This is a genomic window from Leyella stercorea DSM 18206, assembly GCF_000235885.1.
GTDB classification, from domain to species: domain Bacteria; phylum Bacteroidota; class Bacteroidia; order Bacteroidales; family Bacteroidaceae; genus Prevotella; species Prevotella stercorea.
Map to the genome: position 1 here is coordinate 25102 of NZ_JH379366.1, position 20326 is coordinate 45427.

Here is a 20326-nt window from a genome sequence, read left to right on the forward strand (position 1 = left end):
TTGGTTGGTGCACTTGAGACAAGTGCACCCCCCCTTTTGTTATCTGAAGTTGTTCGGCTGTTGACGGTTGCCTGCAGCGTCGTTGGTGTCGCTAACATCCCACCAGAGGCGTGTGCCCTGAGTGTTGGCGGTCTGCAGTTCAGGATGTGCCTGGAAGAACTTGTTCTGCGACTCGCTATTCGGGTAGAGCAGACGCTTGATCTGCTTGCCGTTAGGCACGTCGCCACCAGAGAAGTTGCTCAGCTGAGTGCGCAAAGCCGGATAGTCGGTGCGGCGGAAGTCAGCCCAACCCTCGTTGCCATTCGGGAACACAGCCATCCACTTCTGAGTGATGATAGCCTCGAGGATGCGCTCGCGGTCGCCACTCTGGAATGTGCCGTCTTTGAGAGCCTTTATACCGTTGATATAATTGTCGGCATCCTCTGCAGCGATGTGGTAGTAGTCCATCGACGCCTTAACGCCAGCACGGAAGTACTGCTCAGCACCCATTGTGAGGTCGGCACCTGCCCAACCGCGCAGCGCTGCTTCTGCCTTGAGGAAGAGCGACTCTGCGTAACCGAGCCATACCGTCGGACGAGAGTAGTTGAACCAGTGGTCATCGGGCAGATCCTTTGAAGCACCATCCTTAACGGTACGTGTAAGACTATACTGTAGCGGATCCATAGAGATCTGCGGAGCCTGAGCACCACGCTCACAACCAACGAAGTCGTTGCGCAAAGCATCCTTACCTTCAGCTAATGTAGAAGATGTCATATTGTTACGGTACCAGCAAATGAGACAACGTGGGTCGATCTTCTTTGTAATCTCCTCCTTACGTCCCTTCTTTATTGTGTACTCCTTGCCACCGTCCGAGAGGTTGCGGTAGAAGTCTTCCATATCCTTCGACAGAACGCTCTCGCCACCGTATGCTACAGAGCACATAGCCAAGCCGTTCTCGTCGCCGCCAGAATCCTCACCGCCCATCTCAACGGGAGCATGGCGTGGCACGGTCTGCATGTTGTCTGCATTTGAAGTCATCAAGCCGTACTTGTTGTTGAGTGCAGCCTCAGCCTCCTTCTTTGCACGCTCAGGAGCCACATTGCTTATACGCAGCGCAAGACGCAGACGCAGCGTGTTGGCAAAGCGCAGCCACTTGTTGGCATCGCCGAAGTAGCAGATGTCGTCCTTGTCAATCTTGTACTGCGAAGCATCGTCTGGCTTGATGCTGTCTACAGCCTGCTCGAGCATGAGGAACATCGCGTCATACACCTCCTCCTGAGTGTTGTATGCAACGTTGTTAGTCTCCGGCACCTTAGCCTGCACGTACTCCGTGAACGGCATATCGCCGTAAGTATCGGTGTTGGCAAGAGCGAGGAACGCATAGTAGATGCGCGTGATGTAGAACATGTTGCGATACTTCTCCGGTGTCTCGTTGAACTTGTATGCACGCACGAGGTCGCGATACTCCGATGAGCGGTCGTTGTAGAAGAAGCTCCAACGCAGAGCCGACCAACCGTCGGTGTAGTTGTAGTCGGGAGCCTTGCCTGCATGTTTCGGCTGGTTGTTAGCCACATAGCCGGCATAGATGTCGTGCGAGAGGTTGGTTGTGCGCTGATAGTCGTTGTAGTAGCCCTCGTAGAGGAACTTGCGGAACTTAGCCGGAGCATCAGCCAGCTGCTTCTTGTACGCAGCAGAGTCCTCTTTGCTCACACGATAGTTGAGGTTGATGTTGGCATAACGTGTGTCGGTAGGCTCCTCCGGTGTTATCTCTCCCCCGGTGCCATTGTCCTCCACTCCGTACGGGTCGCGGTTCATCTCTTCGAGGTCATAGCACGAACCGAGTGTCAGCAGCGTTGTAGCTGCAATCAGACCAGTATATAATATATTGCGTTTCATTTTGTCGTTTTAAATTTAGAATCCTACGTTTACAGAGAAACCGAATGTGCGTGTGTAAGGCACTGCCATGTAGTCGATAGCCTGCGAGAACATCGTTGTGTCGTAGCCGCCGTCGGGGTTGCCCGGTGTGTGCTTCATGAGGAAGCAGAGGTTGCGAGCCACGAACGAGAGCTTGAGCTGTGTGAGCGGAGTGCGGCGCAGCATCTTCTGCGGGAAACTGTAGCCGAGCGAAAGTTCCTTCAGTTTGATGTACGAAGCATCGTGTACGAACTCCTCTGCATAACCCTTCTGCGAGCTGTACAGACCGATTGTAGAATAATACTTCTGTGCGCTAACCTCCTGTGTGTTCACGCTGCCGTCAGCCTTAACGCCCGGCACAACCATGTACCAGTCCTGAACACCATTAACGGTCTTGTACTCGCCACGATATGCTGTGCGTTCAGATGTACCTACAGATGTAGCCATACCCTCTGATACGGAAACGATGTCGCCACCGAACTTCATGTCGAACATTGCGGTGAGCGAGATGCCCTTGTATGTGAAGGTCGGAGTGATAGACATGAGCAGGTCGGGCTGTATGTTGCCGATAGGATGGTCGAGAAGATACTGCTCAAGGTTACCGTCGCCGGTAGCAGCCATAGGCAGACCGTCGTCGCCGATGATTACACGGCCCTGAGCGTCGCGCTGCATGAGGTTGTTGGCGAAGATGTCGCCGAGCTTGCCACCCTTCACAGCACCCACCTTCACCGGCATGTTCGAGTCGCCTGCGAAGTAAACGCGGTTCACGCCGTCAGCCAGTTCCTTAACGGTAGAACGGTTGTGAGCGAGGTTTGCGGTGATGTCAAACTGGAAGTCGCGTGTCTTCACCGGTGTACCGTAGAGCATGAACTCGACACCCGTGTTGTTGATCTTGCCAGCGTTCACCCACTGCTGTGTCCAAGGCGACGAAGCGTCTACGAGCATAGCCTGGTTCTTGGTCGTATTATAATAATAGGTGAAGTCGAAGCCTAAGCGGTTGTCGAGGAACTTCATGTCTACACCCACCTCATACGAAGTCTTGATCTCCGGCTTCAGGTTGGCGTTGAGCTTGATGGTGTTGTTGATAGGCTTGCGGTTGCCCATCTCGAACTGATACTTGCGCACGTTGTAGAGGTTGTACGGAGCCGGATCCTTACCCACCTGCGCTGCCGACACGCGAAGCTTTGCGAACGTAATCCACGACGGCAGCTTATGGTCGATAGAGCGCATGAAGTCGGAGAATACCCAGCTGAGCGATGCCGACGGATAGAAGAACGAGTTGTTCTTCTTTGGCAGCGTAGACGACCAGTCGTTGCGTGCTGTGATGTCGAGCGAAAGCCACTCGTCGTAAGCCAGCTGAGCCGAAGCGAACGCCGAGTACATAGCTCGACTGTGTCCGTCGTCGAGAGCCGATGTGAGCTTGTTACCGGTGTTGAATATCCAGTTGTCCTTCTCGAGCATGTTCTGCACAGAAGCCGACAGCTGCTCGAACTTCAGATACATGATGTTAGCACCGGCTGTGTAGCCCAGACGCCACTTCTTTGCCAGCTGGTTGTCGCCCATAAGGAGGAACTGTATGTTCTGCTCGAAGTGGTTCTCCTCAGCGCGTGTCATGCCGTCGTTGACGAGCTTGCCCTGCCATCCTGTGCCGTCGGTAGAGATTGCGCCGTCACCAAGAGAGAGGTCGGAGGTCTGAAGACGTGTACGATAGTAGTCGAACGAGTACTTGGCGTTGAACTTCAACCACTCAGTGATGTTCACATTAGCAGCATAGTAACCGAATGCACGCCAGCGCTCGTCGCTGTTCTTGAAGCGGTGACGAGCATAGTAAGGGTTAGAGTAATGCTGGTCGGGACCGAACCAGTTGCGGTGCAGCTGATTGGGCGATGTATAGTTCTCCTTCAAGTCGCGCAACGACACGTTGCCCGGCATGAGGAGCAGCTGAGCCACCTCACCATTCAGACCGGTGTACGGACGGTTCTCCGCCTTGGTGTTAGACACCGAAATCTTGCCGTCGAGCGAGAGCCACTGGTTCACGGTAGCACCGGCATTGAGGTCGACGTTAATCTTGTTGAGCGACTCGTTCTGGAACAAGCCGTCGTTGCCGTTGTAGCCTACAGAGAGTCGGAAGTGCGACTTCTCTGACGATGTGCCCACAGCCACGGTGTGCGCCTGCGAGAAGCCTGTGCGGAAATAGTCCTTCAGACGGTCGCCAGTGTATGAGTAGGGAGCCTTCTCACCGAGCCAGTTGGTCTGCATCGAGCCGTCGAAGCGCGGACCGAACGCCAGTTCACCCGTCATGGTAGTGGGGTTGCCATCTTCGTCCTTATTGAAGAGGAACTGACCCTGCGAACCCTGACCGTAGAGCTTCTGCATCTTCAGAGTCTCAGCAGCCTGGCTCCATGTGAAGTTGCCGCTATACGAAACGCCGAAACCCTGCTTGTGCGAGCCGCGTTTTGTAGTGACGAGGATTACACCGTTGCCGGCACGCGAGCCGTAGAGCGCAGCAGCGTTCGGACCCTTCAGTACAGAGATCGACTCGATGTCCTCAGGATTGATGTCGAATGATGTTCCGCCACGGTCGTAACCGCCATATGTAGAAGCCGAAGAAGTCTGGTCGTCGGTGAACGGTACACCGTCCACAATCCAGAGCGGCTGGTTGTTGTCTGTCAATGAAGAGTTGCCACGAATGGTTATCTTTGTCGAACCGCCCAAGCCGGTGCTTGCGGTGTTCATCTGCAGACCTGCCACCTTGCCATCCAATGCGCCCACTACTGACGGGTCGCCGGTTACGTTGAGCTTGTCTGCCTTCACCTCCTGCACCGAGTAGCCGAGCATCTTCTTCTCGCGCTTGATGCCAAGAGCCGTTACGACCACCTCGTCGATTGACTGCTGGTCGAGCTGCATAGTGACATTCAGGTTGGCAGCACCGCTCACCACCTTGTCCTTATAGCCCATGTACGAGATGCGGAGCATTGTAGAGGCTGGAGCCTTCTGTGTGCTGATTGAGAAGTTGCCATCAATGTCTGTAACTGTTTTTACGTTAGTGCCTTCAACGGAGATTGTTGCACCGATAAGCGGCTCGCCAAGTTCGTCAAACACACGACCCTTCACGCTATGTGTCTTGTCGCTCTGCGCTACAACGGTAGCGGTTTGAGTCGCAACGGGAGTGCGCAGCGCACTTTCTGCCTGCGAAGCAAACGCCCACTGCAAAGGAGCAGCAACAACGACAAGTGCCATTGCTCGCTTCGACCATTGCAGTCGGAATGATAGTTTTGTATTCATTTTATTATAGATTGGTTTTTATCTGTATTTAGAGAGTACTACATCAAATAATAGTGCAGTAATAATATCTGTGCAAAGTTAGTGCAAAAATCCGATTAAGCGAAGCAAATGGAAATTTATTTACACTTGTGAGCGTGAGGATTTTATCTAAATCGAAGACATTGCAAAATAAATGAATTTATTTTTATTGTTGAGATGCAGCGTAACTTATTAAAAAAAAGGCTACGGCAAGAATGCCGTAGCCTCCTAAGATTACTTTCTGTCCATCACATGCCATACGTATGCAATATACGCGAACACGAATGGCACGAGAAGCGACACATAGAACATGGTGCGTAGGGTGAACTCGCTACTGCAACTGTTGGCGATGGTAAGCGAGCTTTGCAGATCGGCGTTAGAGGGATAATAGGCAGTGCCACCAAGACCGGCAATGAGCAGAAGCGAGAGCACTACAATGACCACACCGATGCCTGCCGGCCAGATACCTTTCACGTAGGAGTTGCTGAAAATGGTGCGCCCTACTCCATACAACAGCAACACCACGCCCACAAGCGTAAGCACCGCCAACAGCGGCATGGCGAGGAAGTTGTGCAGATACTTCAGAGGCTCCATGAACACCACCCCTTGCGCATCCACAGCGTAACCGTCCTTCAGCAACAGACGCACAAAGAAAGCGAGGAAGAACACAAGGAACGGCACGGTGCTGCCGACAAGGCGCACACTGGCACGCGAACGGATGTCCTCATCCTCCACATTATTTATTATGTACAGTGCGCCGAGCATACGTGCAAGGAACATCACGGCGAGTCCGAACACGAGATTCCACGGGTCGAGCAGCGCGTCGAGTCCTGCCGAAGCGTTAGCCCAACGGCTGATAACGGGCGCACCGATATCCGTCAGTGATGCCTTCTCGACGAGGAAGTTGGAACCGTCGAAGAACGTAGCCACAGCTCCGCCGAGCAACAACGGACCCACGATGCCGTTCAGCACGAGAAACCAGCGATAGGTGCGTGTGCCGAGCAGATTGCCCTTCTTCAGCTGAAACTCGTAGCTCACGGCTTGCAGCACGAACGAGAAGAGGATTATCATCCAGAGCCAATACGCTCCGCCGAAGCTCGTACTATAGAACAACGGGAACGAGGCGAAGAAGGCACCACCGAAGGTGACGAGCGTGGTGAACGTTATCTCCCACTTTCTGCCGGTCGACTCGAGCACCTTGCGCTGCCCATCTTCCGTTCTGCCTATGCTATGCACCATAGAGTTAGCCCCCTGCACAAAGAGCAGGAACACGAGCAACGCCCCGAGCAGCGAGACGATGAACCACCAGTATTGTTGCAAAAATTCGTATGTCATAAGAATGTGTTATATGAAGAGTTAAACATAAGTGTTGTCGGTTGATGTCTGAGGTTTCTCGGCGTTATATTTGCGTATCACGCGGCACATGATGCTCACCTCAGCCACAAGCAGCACCGTGAAGAGCACGAGGAAGAGGAAGAACGTGAACGCCACACTGCCCGACTTAATATCGGAAACTGCAGCCACCGTTGGCAGCATGTCCTGAATAGCCCACGGCTGTCTGCCCAGCTCGGCTACTATCCATCCGGCTTCGCTCGCCAGGTAAGTGAGCGGAAGCATAACCAGTGCTGCCACGTAGAGCCAGCGATACTTCGAGGTGATATCCTTGCGCCATGCTATGTGGCCGATGATGAAGAAGAAAAGCATCAGCAGCGTGCCCACGCCCACCATCACACGGAATGCGTAGAAGTTGATGGGGATATACGGCACCAGCTCCGCACGGTCTTTTATATAGCCGTAGCCGAAATAGGGCATATCCTGCTTCAGCTGCTCAGCAAGTTCTGGCAAGCGTGCGTCGTTGGCATCCGCAGCCTTCAGCTTGCGGTATTCGGCAAGCGCAGCTATCGCCTTGCGTCCGCGCTCAATCTTCTCCTCAGCCGAGAGCTCACGTGTGCCGTCGGCACGTGCGTAGCCGTTGAGCAGGTCGTTCACGCCAGGTACATATCCGTCCGCCTTGTGCGTAGCAAGCAGCGAGAGTCCGTTCGGGATGGCAATGCGCAGCGGTGGCTCCTCGCCCTTTGCATAGTCGGGCTGTTGGAACGGATTTACAGCAGCAACCGCTGTTAGCGAAACGCCCTCGCCTCCGTTGTACAGAGCCTCCATAGCAGCGAGTTTCATAGGCTGCTTCTCAGCCACCTTTACGGCAGAGAAGTCGCCCGTCGCCATAGTAAGCACAGCAGCCACAATGCCCACGATGCTTGCTATCTTTATGCTCTGGCGCGCCATTTCCTGCTCGCGTCGCTTCAGTAGATACCAGCAGCTCACGGCGCACACGAACACTGCGCCTACCACCCACGTAGAGGTCACGGTATGGAAGAACTTATCCACGGCGAATGGTGAGAGCGCTACATCCATGAAGCTCGTCATCTCGTTGCGCACGGTGTCAGGATTGAACTCGCAGCCCACGGGGTACTGCATCCACGCATTAGCCACCAAGATCCACCAAGCCGAGATGGTTGCGCCGAGTCCGGTGAGCCACGTCGATGCTAAGTGGAAACCACGCGACACCTTCTGCCAACCGAAGTACATCACGGCGACAAAGGTACTCTCCATGAAGAACGCCACGATGCCCTCAATGGCGAGTGGTGCGCCGAAGATGTCGCCCACGAACCACGAGTAGTTGCTCCAGTTGGTGCCAAACTCGAACTCGAGGATGATGCCCGTAGCAACGCCCATGGCGAAGTTCACGCCGAAGAGTCGCTGCCAGAAGATGGCGGTATCCTTCCAGAATTGCTTACCAGTGCGATAATAGCACGTTTCCATAATGCCCATGATGAGGGCAAGACCCAGTGTGAGCGGTACGAACAGCCAATGATATATGGCTGTGAGTGCGAACTGCGCACGCGACCAGTCGATAAGTGTAGGGTCTACAGTCAAGAGATGTGTCATTTTTTGATGTCTTTTTATTATTGATTAGGTTTATATTTAGTTTCTTTCGGGCTACAGAACTTATACATCTATCATCTGCGTCGACCGATGCGAGTGGCTATCTGTCCACCCTATCGCCCGTCAACTCCCCTGCGACATATGATGCTTTGTCGCCATTCGACTTCTGGTCAAGCACGTTGGGGAAGAAGAACAGCTTCAGCACAAAGAATATAACAAATAGTTTTATGAGGATAACGGTCCACAATACCTTGCCAAGAGTCATACTGCGAAAACCCTCAACATAGAAGTGGCACACTCTGTATAATACATTGTCTTTACTCATGTTATGGTGGCTTTTAGCGGTTGTAATAATTTCACTTTAACAATTTGTTTGCAAATATATATCATAAAAGTCAACCCACCAAGCATTTGCCAAACTAATTTGCGTTTATGTTGTATTTTTTACATTTAAGGATACGAAAAACGGCTATCAAGAAGCTGTTAAACTTCTGATAGCCGTATTATTCTATAATCACGAATTAATAATCACGAATTAATAATTAGCAATCACCAATTAATAATTAATAATTACTAATTAATAATTTACTTAACGAGCACTTTCTGCACAGTGCCGTCAGCGAACTTCACGATGTTCAAGCCCTTCTGCAGAGCGTTGAGCTTTGTGCCGTTCACGGTGTAGATGCCCTTAACAGCGTTCTGTACAGTAGCGTTGTTGATGGCAGTCGGGTCTGCGAACTGCTCGTAAGCAGAAACCTCAGCCATTGACGGAAGAGAGTAGACATAGAGGTTGCAGATGACAGCGAGATACTTTGTCTTCACGCTCTCCGGGAAGATGTAGCTAAGCTCAGAAACCTTCTTCAAGCCAGAGAATGTCTTCGCCGTGTTCATGCGTGTGAGGTCGTCGCCCACAGCAATCTTCACGTCCTTGTTGACGTAGTTCATCTCGTTGTTGTCGTTCTCTGCGTAGTTCTCGTTCGGGATGTTCACAATAACCTTTGCAAGGTCCCACTGCTTGCCTTCCGGAGCGGTGAAGATCACCCATACGTCGTCGCGGTGGGTAGAAGGTGCCTCGATATCGGTGAGAGCCTCGTCTGCCTTGTTGCCGTCGGTCAGACCACTGACATCATACTTCTTGAAAGCTGCCTCGAAAGAGTAGTCATTCTCATAGTGGCGCACCTCAGCCGTCTTGCCCTTGAGCACGTTAGGCTGTGTAGTAGCGTCAACCTCAACCTGTACAGCAATCTCCTCGTAGTCGTCACCATTAACGACGCGGATAGTAACAACATCGTCGCCCATGCGCTGCTTAGCAGTTACAGGAATGACGAACGTGTTCTTCTTCACGTTCTCCTTGATTGTGCCGATGGTCACGTTGCCGTTCTTGCTTGTAGCAACACACTCGAACTTATCAGCCTTAGTAGCTCCCTCGCCCAAATCGTAAGTCACATTGATATTATACGACTCACCAGCGTTCATAGTGACATTGTTTGTCAATGTAGAGAGCTTCATGCTGTTGTCCTTCTTGCCATAAACCTCAAACTCCCAGATGCGGAGGATGCCGTTGACGTGCGGAACGAGCTTCACGTAGCGTGCACGCATCGGAGCGATGTAGTCGGTCTTGATGCTCTCTTTTTGGCGGTTGTAGGTATCAACAACTGTTGTCCAATGCTCGTTATCCTCAGAGAGGAGAATCTGGTAAGAGTCGATCTGGTCTACGCCTGATTCTGGACCTGCGTTGCCATCGAAAATCTTGAAGCTATAGATGCGGTAAACGCTCTGGAGGTCGAATGTAACCCAGTTGTCAGCACTTACGTTGCACCACTTGTCCGATGCGGAAGTAGGATTGGTCTCGCCGTCGATAATCTTATCCGGCACCTCCTTATAGTTGGTAGAGCCGCTATAGCCGAGCACCTTCTTCTGGTAAACCACATTGTAAATCTTCTTGTATTCCTCCTCGGTCATTACGTCGAGGATATTGCTTGAAGTAGTAGATGTGCCGATGGCGTTTGTAACATCAACAGTTACGCGCTGCTTGCCCACCTTCTCTGCAACTACGGTGATAGTCTGGTCGGTGAGTGAGAAGCCGTTAGCGAGCTTCAGACCCTCAGGCAGAGTCCACTTGAAGGCAGTCGGATTACCCGTACCGTTAGCTGTGATAGTAGCGCTCTCGCCCACCTTCAGATAGCTGTTGCTGATAGTGAACGAAACAACCGGAGCGGTAGCCTGCGGGTAGTCGAGCACGATGCTCTTGCCCTTCTGCTGGCGCATGTCCTTCATAACCGGAGTAACGATGAACTTAACGTAAGCCTCGTTGTCCTTACGCTGGAATGTAGGAACGTAGAACGCCTCGTCGCGAGTCTGACCAACCATTGTGCGTGTGCCGTCCTCGTTCTCCTTATAGATGTCGAAGTGATCGAAATCGGCAGTATAGTCGAAGTCCCATGTCAGACGAGCGTCGCCCTGAACGTTGCCCAGCGTGCTTGTCGTAGCAAGGTTCTTCACCTCTACTGGTGCCGGAGCATAGTTAGCAGGCAGCACAGAGAGTTCGCCGAGCGAGAGCTCGTAGTCGTAGACTGTGAACTTAGCCTTAACGTTAAGACCAATCATATAGATAGTCTTGCCGTTGAGCGAAGAGAGGTCGTACTCAGCAACAGTCCAACCGTTCTTTGTTGTGGTTTTCGGTGCAGAGAGTGTAACGTCAGGATTTACAGAGCTTGTTGTAGAGAGCTTCACCTCTACAGAAGCGTTTGTCGTGTTCGATGATTTGTAAACCAGGCGCAATGTGCCGCCACCGTTCACGGCGAGCTGAGTCTTGTACAGACGCCAGAGGTGGTCACCGCTGAACGCAGAGCCGCCCTTCAGCTTAAGGCTTGAGCCGAAGTTCCAAGCGTCCTCCCAGTTGATCTCGAAAGAAGCATCGTCCTTGTTCTCCATCCAGTAGCGCCATGTCGGCATGATGCTCTGCACGCCAGAGTGGTACCAGTCCTGTGTAGCCACCTTCTCACCTTCTACGAAGCGGTGCTTGCCCACACCTACGCAGAACGATGTAGTGAACGGCATTGAGCTGATAACCGAACGCTCGAGTACGTGACCCGAGATGCCTGACCATTCATCTGTAGTAACAGTGGGGTCGCCGGCATAGTTAGTCCACATCTGCATCTCGTTCTTGAAAGTTTCCTTTATAGCGTAGTATGCGTCAGGACCCGTATCGTTCTTGCCGAGCAAGTTGCGCACGTTGTCCTTCCATGTCTTCTCCTCGGGGCAGAATAGATCGAGCGAACCAACGTGTCCGCTGGTAGGCATTGCTTTTTGCAAATCTCTTTCAAAACCGGTGTGTCCGCTGGAAGCCACCTGCACACCACCGTAAATCTTAGAGAAGGTCTCCGCCTCTGTGCAGCCGAGCTGGCTTGCATATCTGCGATAGTCGCCCGGAGAGCCGTACTCGAGGAACTGCGATGTATTCTTGTGCGACTTCAGGATTGTAACGTTCGGAGAGTATTCAGCGTTATACCACTGAATCTCCATGTGTGTGTCGCCGTTAGCGTCGGCAATTTTGTTGAACTCCTTGATGAATCCAACCCACTCCGATTCGCTACCGCCACCGGTCTCCTCGTTGATGAACCATCCGTCGAAGCCGATGTACTTGGCAATCTCGTAGAGCTTCTTAGCGTAGATATATACGCCGTTCTCCTTTGTGAGCATCTGGCGCACCCAAGCCTGGTTGCCGCCGAAAGCGTACGGTGGGAAGAACACCTGACCCAGCACCTTCACACCGCTCTGGTGAGCAGCGTCGATAGAACCTGCTGGCGGCGGAATGATGATACCCTCAGAAGCCGAACCTGCCCAATAAACGAGCTTGTCCATATACTGCCAGTAGGTAGGCTGATAGCCGAGGAAGTTGTACGCACCCTGCGACGGACACATCGAACATGTCGGGAAAAGGATAGGAGCGTTGCAGATCTGACCTTCATAGTACTGCTGACTATTAGCCTTCATCAGCGTTGGCTCCTTGAAACGCTTTGCCAATGGCACACGCGAGCGGTTGAACTTAGCGTCCTTGTCGGTCTCCGGCGACCAGTTCTTGATGTCGTCCGGGTGCCAACAACCGCCGTACGGCTGCTGTGCGTAGCTGCTCTGTACGAAGAGTGCCGCCACAGCCGCGAGAATTAAACGATTGAGTTTCATTTTTGTTTGTTTTAGTTATTATTTGATTGAATATTAATAGACTTGAGAGTTTACAGGCTGCAAAGTTAGTGCAAATCGAAGACAATACAAAACAAGTTCACTTATTTTTTATTGTTGAGATGCAGCCTAACTTATCAAAAGTTAGTGCAAATCGAAGACACTACAAAATAAGTTCACTTATTTTTATTGTTGAGATTAAAGTTATATCTTGTTAAAGGTTGAATTGAGCAATATTGTTTCTCGCTAAAAATCTATAATTTTGCATTATAAGCAACATATTGACTGTATGGAAGAATTAAATCAATTGAATGTCAATGTAAGTGAAATAATTAACTTTGACTAAATCTATATTTATGGGAAATTCTAACTTCAATGAGAATACCAGGGTACAGGTGCCTGCAGCTCTCCATCTATGTAAGTTGGGCTATACCTACTTGGACAATATCAATACATATGATACCAAGACCAATATATTGACAGATGTTTTTCAGAACGCTGTTAAACGTCTGAATCCGTCTTTGTCAAGCCAGGAAGTCTCTTTGTTGTTTTCAAAGATTGTAAACGTTGCAAACAATGATGATTTAGGACGCGAGTTTTACCAGATGCTTTCTTCCAATAGCGGAATAAAACTTATTGACTTTGACAATCCTGAAAACAACGATTGGCACGTCACCACAGAGTTTACATGTGAAAACGAAGATACGGAGGACAATTTCCGTCCTGATATCACCTGTTTCATCAATGGAATGCCATTGGCTTTTATTGAAGTAAAGAAACCAAATAACCACGAGGGTATCTTGGCTGAGCGTGAACGCATCAATACACGAATGAGCAAAACATGTTTTCGCCGCTTCTTCAACGTCACGCAGTTGATGATATTCTCCAACAATCAGGAATACGACAATGAGAGCCGTGTACCTATTCAAGGTGCATTCTATTGTAGCTCTGCCAAGGGCAAGGCTTTCTTTAATGTGTTCCGTGAGGAAAACAAAACGTTTGTTACCAATTATCCATATCAAGAAATAACGGATGAAGACGAATATAAGGTATTGAAGCACCGCAACTGTGTAGTCATCAAGAACCTTAAGGAGTATCAGACCAACAAAGATGTCAACACCCCTACCAACCGTATCATAACCTCCATGCTGAGCAAGGAGCGCTTTCTGTTCCTGCTTCGTTATGGCATAGCCTACGTTGAGCGCAAGGTGGAATTAGAGGACGGCACACAGGGCACTACGTTGCAAAAGCATATTATGCGCTATCAGCAGATGTTCGCCTCTTATGCTATCCGTCGCACCCTAAACAATGGGATAAAGAGCGGTATCATCTGGCATACACAGGGTAGCGGAAAAACAGCTCTTGCCTATTACAGCGTTCGCAGTCTGACGGATTTCTTTGCACGGAAAAACATCGTGGCAAAGTTCTATTTCATAGTCGACCGTATCGACCTTATGGAACAGGCTACCGACGAATTTGCCGCCCGTGGGCTTATCGTGCATAACGCCAAGAGCCGTGAAGAACTGATGAAGGACATTGCAAGCCGGTCTATCACACAGAACAATGAAGGCAAGTTGGAGATCATGGTGGTCAACATCCAGAAGTTCAAAGAAGATAAGGCAAAGGTGCAAGTTGACGACAGTTATAGCACCAACCTGCAACGTATATTCTTTATCGACGAGGCACACCGTGGATATAACCCCAAGGGAAGTTTCTTGGCGAATTTGCTCGAAGCTGACAAAAACGCTGTGAAGATAGCCCTCACTGGCACGCCGCTTCTCAAGGAGGAGCGTGAGTCTTGGCGAGTGTTTGGCGACTATATCCATACCTACTATTACGACAAGTCCATCGCTGACGGCTATACTTGCAAACTTATGCGTGAGCCTGTCGAGACCATCTACAAGGAAAAGATTGAGGACATCCTCGACAAATTGGCTGGAAGCGTAAAAGTGAAGAAGTCAGACATCGACCGCAATAAGATCATTGAGGATGAAAGCTATCTTAATGCGTTGCTCGACTATGTCATATCCGACTTCCGCCGTTTCCGCAGGGAGCAGAATGACAACTCTGTCGGAGCCATGATTGTCTGCAAGACAAACCCTCAGGCAAGAGAGATGTTCCGCTTGTGGCAGGAGCGTTTTCATAATGCAGAGAAAATATGGCAGCATAAAGAGGAACAGCTCGGAATGGCAGCAGAGCCAATGACTTTGCCTTCTGGCTACAGGCCTTTGACCGCTTCGCTTATATTGCATGACGAAGGCGATAAGTTGGAACGTAAAGAGTATATTGAGGGGTTCAAGAAACTTCAGGAAGTGGACGTGCTCATTGTCAACAAGATGCTTCTCACCGGTTTTGATGCTCCTCGTCTGAAGAAACTGTATCTCGGACGCTCGCTCGACGGGCACGACTTGTTGCAGGCTTTGACGCGTGTCAACCGACCTTACCATGATTTTAAATATGGTTATGTGGTTGATTTCGTGAACATCAAGGAGAATTTTGATGCTACCAACGACCGCTACCTGCGTGAATTGAACCGCACTTCTGACGGCATTGGCTCGGGACAGAACAACATCGCCAACGATGTGATGGTAACGAAAGAAGAGGTGGAAGCCAAAATCAGGCAAGTAAAAAGCGTTCTCTTTAACTTCACTACTGATAATATGGAGGAGTTCCGTAAGCAGATTGACGAGGTTGACAACAAGGACAGCCTTTATGAATTGCGCAACACGCTTTCAGAGGCAAAGGCTATTGTCAACCAAGTGCGTTCTTTCGGCGACGAGGAAACAAAGCAGAAACTTGCATCGCTACCTATCGGCACCATTCCTATGCTTATCACGGAGGTGACGCATCGCATCGAGCGCATCAATCTTCTTGAAAATACAGAACATAAGGCCGACGTGTCGGGCATCATTAACGTTGCACTTTCTGAGCTGGAATTTGAGTTCAAGAAAGGAATGCCTGAGGAAATGCGCATCATAGTCAACGACATCCGTGAGCGTTGCGAGCGTGTGCAGGCTGAGTTTGAGGCAAACTTCGATACAAAGGAGGACAAATATGTTATCCTTGCCGATGAGTTCCGTGAGTATTTCCGCAAAAAGGGATTTGTACCTAAAGACACGGCTGACGCAAAAGAAAGCATACAGTACATGGACGAGGTGATGAAGAAAATAAGGGAAATCAATCGTCGCAACCGCCTGCTGAAAAGCAAGTACAAGGGTGACGAGCGGTTTGTGCGAATCCATAAGCGTATTGAGGAACAGAACGAGAAGCGCGAAAAGCCGATCATATCAAAACATGAATATGAGATTGCAGAGAACCTGGCAAATATGAAGCAGGATATCGACAGAATGATATTTCTCGACATCAACAAGCTCGACAACGAACCGGCATTTCTACAGGATGTGCTTGCCATCATCGGCAAGGAACTGCTGAAGATGCACATAAGGGCTGACATCAAGGACCGTAAGTTTATCAACAATCTCATCACAACAGAATATTTACAACAACGTAACTACGCATATTAAAAACAATAATGAGCAACATCAATATATCTGAGGCTACCATTGCCCTTATCGACTCTCTGAAGAGCACTACCGGGGCTTACGGATTGGCAGGTACAGGCAGCGAATATAAGATTGTAACGGAAATGTTTCTTTACAAGTTCTTTAATGATAAGTTCGGCTATGAGGCAAAGCGCGATGAAATGTATGGCGAGCGCCTAAGAAACGCCGAGAAATGGGATGCCGAATATGACAAATTCACAGAGGATGAAGTGGAAGACCTTTTCAGCTATCTTCCACACTCCGTGCCTCGCATGAAGCCGGAGCATACGCTATCTCACCTTTATAACTCTGCCACCAAAGGCGATTTTTCTACACTGCTCGATGCTACTCTCATTGACATTGCCTCGCTCAATGCCGATACTTTCTCTGTCACCACGTCAGGAAAGAGCAAAGTGAATATTTTCTTTCCGCTGACTACATATGTTACCGACACACAGAAGCGTGATGAGTTTGCCAAGGCTCTGATGAACAATGTGGCTTCTTTCAACTTTGAGGATGTGTTTGGCGAGAAATACGATTTCTTCTCACACATCTTCGAGTACCTGTTGAAGGGGTTCAACAACGCCAGTGGTGGAAAATATGCTGAATACTACACACCTCATGCCATAGCGCAGGTTATGGCGCGATTGCTTGTGGGCGACAAGTCGGACTTCCGCGGAATTACTTGTTATGACCCGTCGGCAGGTACAGGCACGCTGCTCATGGCGTTGGCTCACCAGATAGGTGAGGACAGATGTTCCATCTACTCGCAGGACATTTCCGAGAAATCATCCGAGATGCTGCGTCTGAATCTTATCCTCAACAACCTTTCGGCTTCTCTGCCTAATGTGGTGCAAGGCAACACGCTTACCGAACCATCGCACAAAGAGAATAATGGTGTGCTGAAGAAATTCGATTTCATTGTAAGCAATCCTCCGTTCAAACTCGATTTTCCAGAGTATCGTGACACGCTCGCTGCCGACACAATCCGTTTCTGGGCTGGTGTTCCCAACTCTGTGAAAAAGGTAGATCCGAACAAACCAAAAATGGCTATCTACACTTGCTTCATCCAGCACCTGCTCAACTCGCTGAAGCCAACGGGAAAGGGCGCTATCGTCATACCTACAGGATTTATCACATCTAAGAGTGGCGTAGAGAAGCGCATCCTGCAACGCATCGTAGATGAAAGATGGGTGTATGGATGTGTGTCTATGCCGTCAAACGTGTTCGCTACTACCGGTACCAATGTCTCCGTGCTGTTCTTTGACAAATCGGCACAGAGCGACAAGGTGATTCTCATCGATGCAAGCAAACTGGGTGAGGAATATAAGGAAGGTAATAATCAGAAACGCCGTCTTCGCGATTTCGAGATCGACAAGATCGTGAACACATTCCAGAATAAGGAGGCTGTTGACGACTTCTCGGTAGCCGTGACATACGATGAAATCAAAGAGAAAGGATATAGCCTCTCTGCAGGACAGTATTTCGACATCAAGATTGACTATGTTGACATCACCGAGGAGGAGTTCAACAAGCGCATGGATAATTATAGGTCTACGCTGAAAGCACAGTTTGAGGAGAGTCACCGCCTCGAAGAAGAGATACTGAAGCAGTTGGATAGCATCAGTTTCAACGAAAACGTATGGAAGGAACACGACGATGAGTAACGAGATTCAATATCTTCTGTATAGCATGCCGGATGCGGACGGCAAAGTGCAAGTAGTCATAAAGGACGAAACGCTTTGGTGTACCCAAAAGGCTATGGCTCAACTGTTTGGCATTGACAAGTCTGGCATCAGCCGTCATATTTCAAATATTTACAAGACTGGCGAACTTCTGCCCGACACGACGGTTGCAAAAATTGCAACCGTCGTAAACAGGGGGATTCGTGGCAATGTTGAGGAGCTGGTAGATTTTTACCATCTTGATATGATTATTGCTGTTGGCTACCGTGTCAACTCGGCAAAGGCTACAAAGTTCCGTCAATGGGCTACCAAGATTCTGAGTGAGTATATCAAGAAGGGATTCGTCATGGACGACGAGCGGTTGAAGCAAGGAACGGCAGTGTTTGGCAAGGACTACTTCCGTGAGTTGCTCGAACGTGTGCGCTCTATCCGTGCAAGCGAACGTCGCATTTGGCAACAGATTACGGACATATACGCAGAATGTAGCACCGACTATGACCGCAACTCGCCTACCACACACGATTTCTACGCGATGATACAAAACCGCTTCCACTATGCCATCACTGGGCAGACCGCAGCGGAGATTATCTATTCAAAGGCTGACCATACAAAGGATTACATGGGACTGACCACATGGAAAAATGCCCCCGATGGGCGTGTCTTAAAGTCGGACGTAAGCATCGCGAAAAACTATTTGCAAGAGAAAGAAATTCGGCAACTGGAGCGTGCCGTCACTGGTTTCTTTGATTATATCGAAGACCTCATAGAGCGTGAAAACACTTTCAATATGCAGCAGTTCTCGACAAGTGTTAACGAGTTCCTTACTTTCCGCCGCTATCAGATTTTGCCAGACAAGGGTAAAATATCGGCTGCACAAGCCAAACAGAAAGCAGAGGAGGAATACGATATTTTCAATAAGACCCAACGGATAGACTCTGACTTTGACAAGGAAGTGAGAGGATTGCTGGGTGATAATGAATAATTCTTAGTATGACCGTCCAATTTTGCAAGTGTGACTTGCAAAATTGGACGGAATATAAAATGAGCGAAAATGAAACTGAAAGATATAGTTACTTTTGTATCGAAATCCGTTGTTCCACAAAATGGAACAACATACAATCTTTACAGTCTGCCTTCTTTTGATGAAAACAAGTCAGCAGAAGTATTGGATGGCGCAGAGATACAAAGTAATAAATATGACGTACCAAACAAGTGCATATTGTTTAATAAACTCAATGTGCGCTTTAAAAGGGTTTGGCGCATAAATAATAGCGATTCCAACAAAATTGCTTCTACAGAATTTCTGCCTCTTGTTGTAAATGAAGATGTTGTGGATTATCAATATTGCTATTATTTGTTGATTTCTGACGAAATCACAAATTATCTTTGTGGCCAGAATTCAAATACTTCTGGAAGCCACAAGAGAATATATCCACAGAATTTCTTAAACATCGATATTCATTTGCCGAAAATGCCTATCCAAAAAACTATTGGAAAGACACTTTCGGACATTGACAGCAAAATAGAACTTAACAAGCGGATAAATGATAATTTACGTGCAAGCCGAGCGCAGAGCCAAACGCAGTTTGAGCTATGCCGAGGCGCAGCCGTAAATTATCATTTATCTGTCTTTTACACCAAACGTTAGTGTAAATCGAAGACAATACAAGAATTGCAAAGATAAGAATTGCAATTCTAAGTTCACTTATTTTTATTGTTGAGATGCTGCCTAACTTATCAAAAGTTAGCCTTAACACCACAAATTCTCACCATGCACCGTACGCCGTCCGATCGGACACCGAACGCAACCCAATCGGGCGGCGGACGGAATCTGATTGGACGGCGGACGGAATCTGATCGGACGGCGGACGCAGAACGATGACTTATTGCGAAAGAAATCAGGCTATTATTATGCCTCATTTCCGAAACCTACGTTGTTTTTTCCACCGTTTAATGCAAGAAGAATTTTTCCAGCACACGATACCAATAATCCCACGAATAGCCTACGGAAGGATGGTTCACCGCCATCGTCTTCACACGTCTGCCGTTGTTCAGGAGATAAGCGCCCGTCGCCGTACTGCACCCGTCCACTACTATCGGCTCGCCGTCCTGCCATCGCTCGCCCGGCATCTTATCCCAAAGGCGCTTGCCCCAAACGACGACATACTCGGGCTGATACTTGTCGAGCGCCTCGCATACCTCCGTCGGCATAATGCTTGCCGACGAAGGGCTGAAAGAATATGTTGTTTGCCATAAGTTAGAACCATGAACTAATCCAATCATAAACTATAGAACCCAAGCTGATAGATGGCTGGTAGATATCTGCAAAACAGAAGCTATCTACCAGCCTCTAACTCACTACCCAACAACGCGTTACACGCATGCTGGGAGATATGGTGGATTTTTTCGTTTACGGCAATTAAAATACTTGCATTGATGGTATCTTTTATTATGCTTACAGACTTTGTAAGTAATAATCTCTACAAACCTTCTCGCAAGAACTTGCGGAGATGAATGTGTGTTATGCCATCATCGTCATTCTTTGTCTCCTAATTGTTGCCATATTTATTCACTATAAAAGATATTTTCCGCAAAAATAGTAAATTTATCTTTTATAAAAGACAAAACAACTAAAATTTCCGCTTTTATCTTTTATATTGAATAAAATGTTGTTCGGCACATTTATTATACGTAAATTTTGATTACAACAAAGCGATTTCCGCTTCGATGTTCTCTGGGGTAAAGCAGATGGCTTTCAGCTCCACCTTTTCAAACACT

11 protein-coding genes are annotated in these 20326 nt (G+C 49.1%); 4 read left to right on the top strand and 7 right to left on the bottom strand.

Annotated elements, in window-relative coordinates; all coding sequences use genetic code 11:
• Positions 1-39: 39 nt before the first annotated feature.
• The 6 genes from HMPREF0673_RS01540 to HMPREF0673_RS01565 all read right to left on the bottom strand — a co-directional run bounded on the left by HMPREF0673_RS01540 (position 40) and on the right by HMPREF0673_RS01565 (position 12324).
• Entirely contained in the window at positions 40-1875 is a 1836-nt protein-coding gene (locus tag HMPREF0673_RS01540) for a SusD/RagB family nutrient-binding outer membrane lipoprotein (RefSeq protein ID WP_007897183.1), read from the bottom strand.
• 15 nt (positions 1876-1890) lie between these two features.
• On the bottom strand, positions 1891-5178 hold the full coding sequence (locus HMPREF0673_RS01545; RefSeq protein WP_050804929.1) for a SusC/RagA family TonB-linked outer membrane protein: 3288 nt from the start codon (positions 5176-5178) through the stop codon (positions 1891-1893).
• A gap of 252 nt (positions 5179-5430) precedes the next feature.
• Positions 5431-6531 carry a cytochrome d ubiquinol oxidase subunit II gene (locus tag HMPREF0673_RS01550; RefSeq protein ID WP_007897186.1) on the bottom strand — a complete coding sequence of 367 codons (1101 nt, stop codon included), beginning with the start codon at positions 6529-6531 and terminating at the stop codon, positions 5431-5433.
• 21 nt (positions 6532-6552) lie between these two features.
• A complete protein-coding gene (locus HMPREF0673_RS01555; RefSeq protein WP_007897191.1) occupies positions 6553-8142 on the bottom strand; it encodes a cytochrome ubiquinol oxidase subunit I in 1590 nt (529 codons plus the stop codon).
• A gap of 97 nt (positions 8143-8239) precedes the next feature.
• Entirely contained in the window at positions 8240-8464 is a 225-nt protein-coding gene (locus HMPREF0673_RS01560) for a DUF4492 domain-containing protein (protein ID WP_007897193.1), read from the bottom strand.
• 260 nt (positions 8465-8724) lie between these two features.
• On the bottom strand, positions 8725-12324 hold the full coding sequence (locus HMPREF0673_RS01565; RefSeq protein WP_007897195.1) for an endo-beta-N-acetylglucosaminidase: 3600 nt from the start codon (positions 12322-12324) through the stop codon (positions 8725-8727).
• A 353-nt stretch (positions 12325-12677) separates the two neighbouring features.
• On the opposite strand from HMPREF0673_RS01565, the gene HMPREF0673_RS01570 reads away from it, so the two are divergent.
• The 4 genes from HMPREF0673_RS01570 (at position 12678) to HMPREF0673_RS01585 (ending at position 19196) form a co-directional block, all read left to right on the top strand.
• Positions 12678-15845, top strand: a complete 3168-nt coding sequence (locus HMPREF0673_RS01570) for a type I restriction endonuclease subunit R (RefSeq protein ID WP_007897197.1) — start codon at positions 12678-12680, stop codon at positions 15843-15845.
• An 8-nt stretch (positions 15846-15853) separates the two neighbouring features.
• Complete coding sequence (locus tag HMPREF0673_RS01575; protein WP_007897199.1) at positions 15854-17530, top strand: HsdM family class I SAM-dependent methyltransferase; 1677 nt, start codon at positions 15854-15856, stop codon at positions 17528-17530.
• Positions 17523-18530: a virulence RhuM family protein gene (locus HMPREF0673_RS01580; RefSeq protein WP_007897210.1), complete on the top strand. Its 1008-nt coding sequence runs from the start codon at positions 17523-17525 to the stop codon at positions 18528-18530. Before HMPREF0673_RS01575 ends, HMPREF0673_RS01580 begins: the two co-directional genes overlap by 8 nt.
• A 69-nt stretch (positions 18531-18599) precedes the next feature.
• On the top strand, positions 18600-19196 hold the full coding sequence (locus tag HMPREF0673_RS01585; RefSeq protein WP_007897213.1) for a restriction endonuclease subunit S: 597 nt from the start codon (positions 18600-18602) through the stop codon (positions 19194-19196).
• Between the two features lie 302 nt (positions 19197-19498).
• Here HMPREF0673_RS01585 and HMPREF0673_RS01590 read toward each other — a convergent pair whose 3' ends face one another.
• The gene (locus HMPREF0673_RS01590; RefSeq protein ID WP_157591606.1) at positions 19499-19831 is read right to left on the bottom strand and encodes a hypothetical protein; all 333 of its coding nucleotides are present in this window, start codon (positions 19829-19831) and stop codon (positions 19499-19501) included.
• Between the last annotated feature and the right edge of the window lie 495 nt (positions 19832-20326).